We start from the raw sequence: 14,263 nt of genomic DNA, 5'->3' as shown, positions 1-14,263 counted from the left end.
AGAATACTCATTTTTAAGTCAATATTGACAGGTTTAAAGAGTTTGTTGGTTCATCAGAGTTAAATCTATATACATAATGAAACGAAGCGATTATTTTGCTCTTCTTTTTGTAGCAGCTGTGCTGATAATTTTTATTATACCATCGAGCCGTTTGGCATATAACCAGGCTTATGCAGCAATGCCTGTGATATTGTCCTTTGTAAAATTTGCTGTTTTAGCAACCTTTGGCGAGATGTTAATTTTGCGTCTTTTTAGGGGCAGATACAATCAACCAGGGTTCGGTTTGTTTCCAAAAGCCATGGTATGGGGTGTGTTAGGCATTTCGCTTTACTTGGCATTTACAATATTCTATGGTGGAGTAAGCTGGTTGTTGTTTAAAGGGGGTGAGCCAGGGAGCAATTTCATGAAGCTTGTGCATTCCTTCTCAATTTCATTCTTCATGAACATTTTCTATGCACCAGTTTTAATGACTGCCCATCATATCAGCGACCGTTTTATTGCAAATAATGGTGGAAAATTCCCTCTTTCTAAATTCAGACTTTTGCCGCTTCTTCAGCAAATCGACTGGGAAAAATTATGGGGTTTTGTAATAAAGAAAACCATTCCTTTATTCTGGATTCCAATCCATACAATCACTTTTTTATTGCCCGAGCAATATCGAATACTCATTGCAGCCTTGCTGTCCATTGTGCTGGGCTTGTTTCTGGCCACTACAAAAAAAGCATCAAAGTCCTAATTTAAATTTAATTTGAACGACAGCTAATTCCAGAAATGCCGGATTACTTTTTCAGGTATTGTTTAAATTTATCACTCATTTTAAAATAGGTATACCTGTCGGCATGCTCGCCCATGGCTGTTACCGAATCCCCATCGACCAGGTAGGTGCTTTGCTCCCCATGAATCCGCGAGAAGTAAATATCAAAAGTTTTTTCGTTTTCGAGGAGAATCAGGTGAGAAAGTCGATTATCGAAATCGGAGGCTAAGCTGGCATGACACAGAGGGCAGAAAAAATCTACCTCTTCGTCAATCGCAAGCGCAAACGAAGGATGTTTAATGCTGGTGTAATTACCCACTTCGGGATGCAGCAATATCAGGCCACGTTGTTTGTGTTGATTACTCCCTAAAAGCACGATATTATCACCCACCTTCACATGGCCTGAGCAATGCGGACAACGATATTGTTTTTCCATGGTTGCAGAGTATTGAATGTATAGGTAAGTTACCAAATTCTAAGAGCAAAGTAAAGAGTAGCTCATTGAACATACTTGCTTTAATGCCATTTAATAAAACTTTAATCCAAAGAATATCCGCATCGGTCAAAGGCTTGAAACTTTCACCCTACCAAGGCATGTATACGTTTAAGATTATACAACTACCTACACTAAATGACCCAAGTAACCCCGTTTTTCAAAAATCAGCTTTTTCCTGTCTGTATATTTACTTTATGTTACGAAAAGAATTGTTTATTAACAGTTAATAAATTATTAGTTCACAGATTATTAATATTGTTTATATTCACGCTCTATATTGCAGAGATACTGTATGATGCAATAGTTGGCCTGAAAGCCACAAACCCTAACCAATTGATGAGAATTAACTTTGGCCAGTCAAACAGCCAGTTTTGCAAAGCAAAATGGTATTATTATAATGACTCTTGCCTCAGCAAGAAGTTCTCTTTGTATACAATTGCATTGAGTATTCTTTCAATTCAACCCATTCCGCTTGTTATTCGGAAACCGGTCTCCTATTTTTCCTTCTAACTCTATGAACGCAAATCAAATTAACCCCAACTTTTATATGAAAGCTTTTACCCATCTAATTACTTCATCTATAGCCAGCAAGGGTATGTTGAAGAAAATTGTATTCGTAACGGGTATTTTATTTCTATCATCGAATTTATTCTCGCAGGTATTTTATTCCTATCAGTCCGGAAACTGGGATCAGGTAGGAACCTGGACTCATGACCCGGGCGGTTCAACTCATACGGCAACAGGTATACCGGCCGATAACGATACGGTTGTAATTCTCACTTCGCGTACGGTAACACTACCGGCTGATGTGACGAATGTAAATCTTCGGATTATCATACGCAATGGTGCATTTCTGGATATGGCTACTTTCCGGTTTACGAATGCACTCGATTATCTCGATGGACAAGGAACACTTAGGCTGGCAACGGTTAATTTTCCTGTAGCTACTACCAATTATTTTGTGAATGCCGACAGAGGTACTACTGAATACTACAATGGAAGTGATTTTACTTTACCAGCTACTCAGGCTGTGTATAATAATTTGAGAATTAATGCTGCGGGTTTTGTTGCTACACAACTTAGTAATCTTACAATTAATGGAAACCTGAGCATCGTAAATGGTACTTTTCGTATAAACGATAATGTAAGTCCAACCCGATTAATTCTTACTATCAACGGCAATGTGAGTGTTTCTGCCACGGGCTCCATTCGTGTAGGTGAAGGCTCTACAAACACAACAACTACCGATCCTTTACACTGGAGTAACAATGGTGGCACGGCTCCCTATTTGAACTATTATCTGAAATTCCATACAGTAAATGTCCATGGTAATTTTGTGAACGACGGCAACGTGAGGTTTACGAATTTAACTTACCCATTGTACAACTCTTTCCCACCTTCCGCATCAGGAGCAACCTCAGGAGCAGCCTCGGTTTATTTTTTAGGTGCTTCAGACAATAATCTTACCTGTAATGGTATCACTGATTTTTACAACCTTATAATCGACAAAGGAATTGATCAGTCTTTCAAGTTTACGATCTATTCTTCAGCATATCAAAATTTCAGACTCTTTGGTGCGAACAATCATTATTTCGAAAACCCCGGGAGCAATCCCGATATCCGTAAAGCATTGTGGATTCGTACCGGTACCCTGGTATTGGATGGATTAACCGTAATCCCTTCACTTGCCGAAGCCGGACCTGTACCTGCCAATGAAACCTCAAATTTTGTAATTCCGTCTAATGCCGCCTTGCAAATCGACGGACCCAATGTGGCTGTTTTTGGATCTGCCGACGATTATCGTGAGATTAATGCCGCTTATGGTTTGGCTGCTCCTAATAATGCTACTATCGGAATTACTGGTGGACTTTACAGTGCTGTATCGGTTTATGGTAAAGTTATCATGAACGATGGATACTTTTCTACCAAAGAATCATCAGGTATTGTCGTGTTCGATTTTGTTTCAGGCGAGTTTGAACTGAACGGTGGTATTGTGGATGCGAAACAATACCGTGCCTCAACAGGTGCTACCGGATTGGCATCCTACATTCAAACCGGTGGTTTGTTTGTACTTCGTGGTCGTTTTCAACGCACTCCTTCGACCTACACCAGCGTAAATGATTTGATTAATGCTCCTATAAACGTTAACAGAGCAGAAAATGGTATTAACCCAGGAATTGCTCCTTTCAATATCAATAGTGCCGACAATGTTTTTAATATGTCTGGTGGTGAAGTGCGTATCTATGATGTTGCAGGTGGAGCAAGTGGAGAGGTAATTCGGATTAATTCCTCCCAGGCTAATTATAATGTTACAGGAGGGATGTTTATTCTGATCCCCACTACCGGAAATATTTTACCCGATGCTGCATTCCATGCTGTTACTTCAACAGCTCCACTTGGGAACCTCATAATTAACCGAGCAAGCAGCGCCACTGAGGTAAGGCTTACCAGGGCATTGTATGTGTATAACGATTTGCTTCTGAACAGCGGCGTGCTGAATGCTAATAATTTCGACCTTAGTATAGGAGGAAATTATACCATCAATACTGGAACTACTTATACAACCGGAACCAATAGAACCATTTTCATGGGCGATGGCGATCAGCTGTTTAATGTAAACCTGGCTGCTCCCTTATCCATTCACAAATTGCGTATTGATAAAAATGCCGAAGACGATGTGGTGCAAATGGGAGGTACACAAACAACCCTCAATGTAGCTGACTCTTTAATTATACTTGAAGGTATTTTCAACGATGGCGGACAAACCATTAACCTGGCAGGCAATGTATATACAACTGGCACCCACGAAGGTACCGGTCGTTTGGTTTTTAACGGAGATGGAAATCATGCCTTAGGTGGTGCCGATACGCTCTTGTTTGGCAACATTGAATTAACCCGCACTACGAATGGAACTTCTACTGTAACTGCTGGAAGCCATGTCAGGTTAATTGGAAATCTGATTTTTTCTGGTCCGGCCACAGGTTACAAGTTACTAAACATTCAGCGCTTTAATCTTTCGCTTGCTGCGAATTCCACAGTGGTTGGCACCGATGCCAACCGGTATGTGGTAACCAATGGACAAGCTGGTGGTGGCAGCATAACCAAGACCTATTCTGCAGCTTTTCCCGCGTTTACCTTTCCTTTGGGTGTGAGTGCCTATACTCCTGCAAGCATTAGTTTAACCAATACCCCTGCAACATATGGCAACATCACGGTTGCTATCGGGGCATTCGAACATCCTGCGGTAAGCACCACCGGACAGAGCTTAACTTATTTCTGGAGGGTGAAGGAATCTGGTTTTACCGGCCTCCCTGCCAACTCTGTAACGCATGTTTACAATTACAATGAGGCCAATGTAATGGGCACAGAAGCCAACTACATTCCTGCCCGATACGATTGGACCAATTATACATGGACATCGGGTACTGCTGCCAGTGTTGACGAAACAAACAATACCATTGGCGATCCGTGGCTAACCAACACCAGCAACATTTTTGGCGATTATACAGTAGGCGATGCAGCTTTTGGAGCTGTTACAACCTATTATAGTAGGGGGAGCGGTCTTTGGAGCGATGTAAATAATTGGTCGACAGTAGGTCATGCAGGCCCTGTAGCCGGAACAATACCGGGAGTGCGCGATGCTGTAGTTATTGGAGGCAATGATTCAATTTATTTAGCAAATACAAATCCGGTGGTTGCTAATGAAGATCCACGAAGTTGTGCCAGTCTTCAGATTGAAGTGGGTGCAGCTTTAGATATAACCTACAACCCAGCCTCCAATTTTGGGATGGTAATAAGCCACCCGAATGGAAATGGAAATTTTCGATTTACCTGTGATCGGGGTCCTCTTGCTGGATCTACAGTTAGAACATTTGTGTTTCCATCAGGCGACTTCTCTGATTTTAATTTTAACCTTGGTACTACAGAATTATATACAACCAACCCGGTGGCGGGAACAACATTTTATCTTCCAAACGGGGTTTTTGAATATGGACATCTGATTCTTTCGCCACTTGGCGGCTCCAACATTATTTTTGGAAATAACGACCTGACCATCTATGGAAACCTCGAAACCCGCGGACAAAATGCCGATTCATGGTTCTGTCCAACATGGGTAAACCTTACTCCTTATCCTACTGCTCCAACTGTACCGGTAGCAAAAACAATTACTATTCTTGGAAACATGAATATTAAGGGCGGTGGATTGATTTGGATTGGTAATGGCAATCTTCGCCAGGATATTGTGGTACATGGTGATGTAATTGTAGCTCCATGGGCTGCTATTTCTGGGTGGACTGGTTGGGGCGGAGCTACTAACCAGAGCCTGGCTATTGGAGGCAGCCTGATAAATAATACTAACAATGCCATTGGAGGTGGAGCTACTCAGACACCTGCTAGAGTGAATTTTAACAATGGAACAAGCATTATACCGGTTACTTTCTTCGGGCCAAACGATGCATTTGTAACCAACACCGCCGGTACTCCGGGCACTTATTTTAACCGGGTTACCATTGACAAAGGAAACTCTCAGGTTACAACTCTTACTGTGAATATTGGAGGTACTTTAACAACTCCCGCAGATAATTGGCTCACCTTAAAGAATGGCATGCTAAATTATGCCCGCACAGGAAACCTGAATATTTCCACGGTAACTCCATTGACCATACCCGCCTCTTCCAGCCTAACTATCAACACCCCTTCTACCGTTTACATTGCCAACGGTGGTGTGAATAGTAACGATTTGTATTTGCAGGGTAATTTTACACTTATCAACGGAACCGTGTATGTGGGTCCTGCAGCTGGAACAGCCTTCAATAACGATATTGAATATTCAGGAAGTGGTTCCTCTGAACTCGATATCTGGGCTGGAAACCTGATTGTCAATGGACAAATTCGTCGCAATGTTTCTACTACCACAGGTATTTTGAACTATAGCCAAAGCGGAGGTACAGTAACGATCAACGGTAATGCAGCAGTTAGCTCACGTGCCAAACTCGAGGTTTTAAATGCCGGAAGCGATTTTACCATGTCTGGTGGTACACTTACAATAGTACGCGGCGGAGGCGGAAATGCCTATGGCGACTTGTATTTGCGCCCGGCCACCTCCAACGTAACCGGTGGAGAAATAGTTTTTTCACAAGGTACTTTGTCTGCTGTTCAGAATTACCTGCTTGATGCTGATATTATGTTAAATAACATCACTGTCAATGCCACAAACACTCAGAATGCAACAGTTCAATTGCTCATTAGCCCCCTTCAATTAAACGGTAACCTCACGCTTTCGAATGCCAATAGTATTTTCGATGCCAATGCAACTTACAACATCGATGTAACGCTTGAAGGTAATCTTGTGAATAATGGAACATACAATGCCCGCAACAACCTAACTACCTTTAACGGAGGTACTCAAACTATTTCCGGAACATCTGTCACTACTTTTTATGATCTTACAATAAACCCATCGGCCAGTTTAAGTCTTAATAATTCGGCTTTAGTGAGCAACGATTTGCGCATTCAGAGTGGAAATTTATTTTGCAACACCAACACCTTGAATCTATCTGGCGATTTGATTAACAATTCTGCTTACCTGGCCAACGGAACGGGTGGAGTAATTCTGTCAGGTTCAAATCAACAATTTATTTCGGGTACCGGAACATATGGAAGACTTGAATTAAACAATGGACAAGGTGCCAGGTTGTTGAACAATGCAAGCATGCTACAGGATCTTGCGCTCACACAAGGTATATTCGATGCCAACCGCTATATTATTACACTCAGCGATACCAGTGATATTCTTGGTGCACCCTTCAGCAGTACCAAAATGATTACTACCGATGGTGTGTATAGTAACGTAGGGTTGCAGAAACAATTTGCACCCGGAGCTACAACATTTACATATCCTATTGGAACAGAAGGTAAGTATACTCCTGCCATACTTACAATTACAGCCAATAGCAACAGTGGCTATATTCGGGTTAACAACATTAACAGTACGCACCCCACATCGATCGATCCTGCCAATGCACTTAATTATTATTGGGAGGTGACTAGCGGAGGTATTGCAAGCTTTGATGGTAACCTTGTTTTTAGTTACCTCGAAGAAGATGTTACTGGGCCCGATGAAATAAATTATGTAGCAGCAAGGCTTTTGATACCTGGCTCAAGCTGGAGCGAATCCTTAACTGTGAATCCTGCAGCCAATACCGCCACATTCAATTATGCGGGTGTAAACAATGTCAGTGGCGAATACACAGCAGGTGTTTCCGGAGCTTTTCCACCTAATATACCTGAGTTTACTACAATATCCAGTGGAAACTGGACAGATTGCAGCATCTGGACACAAACAGGTGGTACACCTATTACCTGTCCTGCCGGTGGCCCCAATGGATTTATTCTTACCATCAACGATACTGTTGCCACCAGTGCAAATTACAACACAGCCTATCGCACCATTATCAATGGCAGGTTAGAAAATACAGGTGGTTTCTATGGTCATAATTTGGGCACTGTTTCAGGTACCGGAACTCTTTACCTCGAAAGTGCCTTGATTCCTGCCGGTCGCTATTCGGAGTTTTTAAGTTGCGGAAGCAATGGAACCCTTGAATATGGTGGCACAGGAAGCTATACCCTGATAGCCGATTTATACGATACTATCTCTGGTTTGTCATTCACTGGTACTGGAACCCGTATCTTGCCCGACAAAGATCTTACCATCTGTAATCAACTGGTTATCGATGGACCCAACCTCGATAACAGTGTGAACAATCGTGGTTTGAATATTATGGGAAGCATGGAACGGTATAATGCCGGTACCTTTACTGCAGGAACAGGCAGCAATGCGACGGTTCGCTTTACCGGATATGCCCCTCAAAGTCTTGGTGGTGCATGGGGAGATTTTACCGGTGCTAATGCTTTTAATAACCTTGAGATCAATAATGGATCACGACTCACATTAAATACAGGTGCAGCAATAGAGGTAGAAGGAAATCTTTTACTTACCGATGGTATTATCGAAACTGCAGCAACGGATGTGCTCACCATTACCAACACTGCAGTGAATGCTGTAATACCCGATGGTGGAAGTTCAGCAAGCTACATAAGCGGACCGCTTGTGAAACGCATTAATCAGGGAGACCAGTTTATTTTTCCGATAGGAATTGACAATTATCTTGGTAACAACCTGAGCGTTCGTTCTACTCAAACCGGCACATTGCTTTGGACAGCTGAATACTTCAGGCCAAATCCTGATGTTTCATTTCAACCTGACCTCACACTGGTAAACCCTGATGAGTATTGGACTGTAGCATCCACTCCAGGAAGCGAAGCGGTAGTGCGGATTAGCTGGACCCCCACAAGCGGATTAACCCCTGCTATCACTACCAACGGACCATCGGATATGCGAGTGGCAGTTTACGATGGAGCTGACTGGAACGAAATTTTTTCAATTTCTGCCGGCACAAACGATAATGGCAGAGTACAAACATTTGGCCGACATACATTTGCTACCGGAACCGACGATTTTACAACTTCTTGTATTAACACTACTGTGCCATTGGCACGTTTTGCTCCTACTGGTCCTGTTTGTGGCAATGCTGGCATACCGGTATTATTTACAAGCTCATTTGCCATCAACTTTGATTACGAATTGGAATACACAATCAATGGTGTTCCACAACCTGCGGTTACTGTATCGGCCCTACCTTATGTATTGCCAACTCCTGTAGCAGGTACCTACCAACTCACTGGGTTTACATACAACAATGGTGGAGGAACAGGAATTGTTTCGTCGGTTACAGTGAATGTATTTGCTGAACCTACCCCTTCGATTGCAGGACCTGACCAGGTTTTGTGTGGGGCTAATCAGACTACCATGGCAGCCAATGCTCCTGCAATTGGTACAGGTCGTTGGTATTTTGTAAGTGGAACAGGTGCAAGTCTAACTAATCCACTTTCCAATACAAGCACACTCAATGGAACAAGTAGTTTTAGCTATCAATTACAATGGGTAATTACCAACGGAACTTGCGTTTCGCGTGATACAGTGGCCATTAGCTTTCCACGATACCCGGATTTGAGTACCCTTACTTCTCCAGAAATTTGCAGTGGTACCTCTTATAATCTTACCAATGTAATCATTGCCGATGCCAACAATACTGCATCGACTTATACCTATCATTCTGCCTCACCAGCAATACCTGCCAATCAACTGGCCGGTACCGTTGTTTCGCCTATGGCTACAACCAATTATTATATTTTGGCGACCAGTCCGTTTGGATGCACCGATGAATTGGAGGTACAGGTTATTGTTAACGCTACTCCTGACATCGATGATCTGGCTGATACCAGCGGTTGTGATAGTTTTATACTTCCGGCCATTACAGGTACAAACCTTACGGGCAATGAAGCTTACTATAACGCAACGGGTGGATTAGGAACGCAATACAATGCAGGTGATGTAATTAATGCCAGTGATACAATTTACATCTACGATATAACCTCCACGACACCCGCCTGTATTAGCGAAGAATTCTTTGCATTGACAATAAATCTTACACCCCAAATAAATGATCTGGCTGATACCAGCGGATGCGAAAGTTTTGTGCTTCCAGCCATTACAGGTACAAACCTCACTGGAAATGAAGGATTTTACATCTTAAGTGGAGGGAAAGGTACACGCTATAATGCTGCCGATGTGCTGAGTGCCAGTAGTACAATTTACATTTACGATTCGACAACGACCGCACCAGCCTGTATCAGCGAAGAAAGCTTTGTGCTGACAATCAATACAACACCCCAGGTTAACGACCTTGCTGATACCAGTGGATGCGAGAGCTTTGTACTTCCTGCCATTACAGGTACAAACCTCACCGGCAATGAAGGATACTACACCTTAAGTGGAGGGAAAGGTACACGCTATAATGCTGCCGATGTGCTGAGTGCCGGTGGTACAATTTACATTTACGATTCGACAACGACCGCACCAGCCTGTATCAGCGAAGAAAGCTTTGTGCTGACAATCAATACAACACCCCAGGTAAACGACCTTGCTGATACCAGCGGATGCGAAAGTTTTGTACTTCCAGCCATTACAGGTACAAACCTCACCGGCAATGAAGGATACTACACCTTAAGTGGAGGGAAAGGTACACGCTATAATGCTGCCGATGTGCTGAGTGCCAGTGGTACAATTTACATTTACGATTCGACAACGACCGCACCAGCCTGTATCAGCGAAGAAAGCTTTGTTCTGACAATCAACACCACACCGCAGGTAAACGACCTTGCTGATACCAGCGGATGCGAGAACTTTGTACTTCCAGCCATTACAGGTACAAACCTCACCGGCAATGAAGGATACTACACATTAAGTGGAGGGAAAGGTACACGCTATAATGCTGCCGATGTGCTGAGTGCCAGTGGTACAATTTACATTTACGATTCGACAACGACTGCACCAGCCTGTATCAGCGAAGAAAGCTTTGTTCTGACAATCAACACCACACCGCAGGTAAACGATTTAGCCGATACCAATGCCTGCGATTCATACACACTTCCTGCAATTACCGGACTAAATCTCACCGGAGATGAAGCATATTATACTCTTTCCGGTGGAAATGGCACACGGTTTAATCCAGGTGATGTAATTACAGTGGCAACTAATTTATATATTTTTGATTCAACCGCAACAATACCAAGTTGTTCGAGTGAAGAAAGCTTTGCGATTGGAATAGTAATTTCACCGGTAGTAAGCGACATTGCCAACCAGACAGCATGCGTACAATACACCTTGCCAGCCATTACAGGCAGCAGCCTTACCGGCAGCGAAGCTTACTTCACCCTTTCTGGTGCCTTAGGCACAGAGTACAATACTGGTGATGTCATCAGCGCCACAACTACGCTGTACATTTATGACAACAATGGCAGCTGTAGTTCGGAAGAGCAGTTTACGATCACCATCGTAGGCAGTGGCCCGGTAGTGAACGACATTGCCAACCAGACAGCTTGCGTACAATATACCTTGCCAGCCATTACAGGCAGCAGCCTTACCGGCAACGAAGCCTACTTCACCCTTTCGGGTGGCTTAGGTACCCAGTACAATGCCGGTGATGTCATCAGCGCCACAACTACGCTGTACATTTATGACAACAATGGCAGCTGTAGTTCGGAAGAGCAGTTTACGATCACCATCGTAGGCAGTGGCCCGGTAGTGAACGACATTGCCAACCAGACAGCCTGCGTACAATATACCTTGCCAGCCATTACAGGCAGCAGCCTTACCGGCAACGAAGCCTACTTCACCCTTTCGGGTGGCTTAGGTACCCAGTACAATGCCGGTGATGTCATCAGCGCTACAACTACGCTGTACATTTATGACAACAATGGCAGCTGTAGTTCGGAAGAGCAGTTTACGATCACCATCCTAGGCAGTGGCCCGGTAGTGAACGACATTGCCAACCAGACAGCTTGCGTACAATATACCTTGCCAGCCATTACAGGCAGCAGCCTTACCGGCAGCGAAGCCTACTTCACCCTTTCGGGTGGCTTAGGTACCCAGTACAATGCCGGTGATGTCATCAGCGCCACAACTACGCTGTACATTTATGACAACAATGGCAGCTGTAGTTCGGAAGAGCAGTTTACGATCACCATCGTAGGCAGTGGCCCGGTAGTGAACGACATTGCCAACCAGACAGCCTGCGTACAATATACCTTGCCAGCCATTACAGGCAGCAGCCTTACCGGCAACGAAGCCTACTTCACCCTTTCGGGTGGCTTAGGCACAGAGTACAATGCCGGTGATGTCATCAGCGCTACAACTACGCTGTACATTTATGACAACAATGGCAGCTGTAGTTCGGAAGAGCAGTTTACGATCACCATCCTAGGCAGTGGCCCGGTAGTGAACGACATTGCCAACCAGACAGCTTGCGTACAATATACCTTGCCAGCCATTACAGGCAGCAGCCTTACCGGCAGCGAAGCCTACTTCACCCTTTCGGGTGGCTTAGGTACCAGTACAATGCCGGTGATGTCATCAGCGCCACAACTACGCTGTACATTTATGACAACAACGGCAGCTGTAGTTCGGAAGAGCAGTTTACGATCACCATCGTAGGCAGTGGCCCGGTTGTAAGCGACATTGCCAACCAGACAGCTTGCGTACAATACACCTTGCCAGCCATTACAGGCAGCAGCCTTACCGGCAACGAAGCCTACTTCACCCTTTCGGGTGGCTTAGGTACCCAGTACAATGCCGGTGATGTCATCAGTGCCAGCACTACGCTGTACATATATGATAACAACGGAAGTTGTAGTTCTGAAGAGCAGTTTACGATTACCATTATAGGCAGTGGCCCGGTAGTGAACGACATAGCCGACCAGACAGCATGCGTACAATACACCTTGCCAGCCATTACAGGCAGCAGCCTTACCGGCAGCGAAGCTTACTTCACCCTTTCGGGTGGCTTAGGTACCCAGTACAATGCTGGTGATGTCATCAGCGCCACAACTACGCTGTACATTTATGACAACAACGGCAGCTGTAGTTCGGAAGAGCAGTTTACGATCACCATCGTAGGCAGTGGCCCGGTTGTAAGCGACATTGCCAACCAGACAGCTTGCGTACAATACACCTTGCCAGCCATTACAGGCAGCAGCCTTACCGGCAGCGAAGCTTACTTCACCCTTTCGGGTGGCTTAGGTACCCAGTACAATGCCGGTGATATCATCAGCGCTACAACTACGCTGTACATTTATGACAACAACGGCAGCTGTAGTTCGGAAGAGCAGTTTACGATCACCATCGTAGGCAGTGGCCCGGTAGTGAACGACATCGCTGACCAGACAGCTTGCGTACAATACACCTTGCCAGCCATTACAGGCAGCAGCCTTACCGGCAACGAAGCCTACTTTACCCTTTCGGGTGGCTTAGGTACCCAGTACAATGCTGGTGATGTCATCAGCGCCACAACTACGCTGTACATATATGATAACAACGGAAGCTGTAGTTCGGAAGAGCAGTTTACCATCACCATCGTGGGCAGTGGTCCGGTAGTAAGCGACATTGCCAACCAGACAGCCTGCGTACAATACACCTTGCCAGCCATTACAGGCAGCAGCCTTACCGGCAACGAAGCTTACTTCACTTTATCCGGTGGCTTAGGAACGCAATACAATGCAGGTGATGTCATCAGCGCCACAACTACGCTGTACATATATGATAACAACGGAAGTTGTAGTTCTGAAGAGCAGTTTACGATTACCATTATAGGCAGTGGCCCGGTAGTGAACGACATAGCCGACCAGACAGCTTGCGTACAATATACCTTGCCAGCCATTACAGGCAGCAGCCTTACTGGCAACGAAGCTTACTTCACTTTATCCGGTGGCTTAGGAACGCAATACAATGCAGGTGATGTCATCAGCGCCACAACTACGCTGTACATTTATGACAACAACGGAAGCTGTAGTTCGGAAGAGCAGTTTACGATTACCATTATAGGCAGTGGCCCGGTAGTGAACGACATAGCCGACCAGACAGCCTGTGTACAATACGTTTTACCTGCTATTACAGGAACTAACCTTACCGGCAGCGAAGCGTACTTCACCCTTTCTGGTGGCTTAGGTACCCAGTACAATGCCGGTGATGTCATCAGCGCTACAACTGCGCTGTACATTTATGACAACAACGGCAGCTGTAGTTCGGAAGAGCAGTTTACGATCACCATCGTAGGCAGTGGCCCGGTAGTAAGCGACATTGCCAACCAGACAGCCTGCGTACAATACACCTTGCCAGCCATTACAGGCAGCAGCCTTACCGGCAGCGAAGCTTACTTCACCCTTTCGGGTGGCTTAGGTACCCAGTACAATGCCGGTGATATCATCAGCGCTACAACTACGCTGTACATTTATGACAACAACGGCAGCTGTAGTTCGGAAGAGCAGTTTACGATCACCATCGTAGGCAGTGGTCCGGTAGTGAACGACATTGCTGATCAAGTAGTTTGTTCTGG

General features: G+C 44.7%; 3 protein-coding genes. 2 read left to right on the top strand and 1 reads right to left on the bottom strand.

The window, feature by feature from the left end:
* Window positions 1-76 precede the first annotated feature (76 nt).
* Window positions 77-736, top strand: a complete 660-nt coding sequence (locus IPM71_01570) for a hypothetical protein (GenBank protein ID QQS51438.1) — start codon at window positions 77-79, stop codon at window positions 734-736.
* A gap of 43 nt (window positions 737-779) precedes the next feature.
* On the opposite strand, the gene IPM71_01565 is transcribed toward IPM71_01570, so the two are convergent.
* Window positions 780-1,190: a hypothetical protein gene (locus tag IPM71_01565; GenBank protein QQS51437.1), complete on the bottom strand. Its 411-nt coding sequence runs from the start codon at window positions 1,188-1,190 to the stop codon at window positions 780-782.
* Window positions 1,191-1,797: 607 nt separating this feature from the next.
* Here IPM71_01565 and IPM71_01560 point away from each other — a divergent pair.
* Entirely contained in the window at window positions 1,798-12,366 is a 10,569-nt protein-coding gene (locus IPM71_01560; protein QQS51436.1) for a hypothetical protein, read from the top strand.
* The last annotated feature ends 1,897 nt before the right edge of the window (window positions 12,367-14,263 follow it).

This window comes from Bacteroidota bacterium, from assembly GCA_016699695.1.
Lineage (GTDB): Bacteria > Bacteroidota > Bacteroidia > Bacteroidales > UBA10428 > UBA10428.
This window is presented reverse-complemented; position numbering and strand designations above follow the sequence as displayed.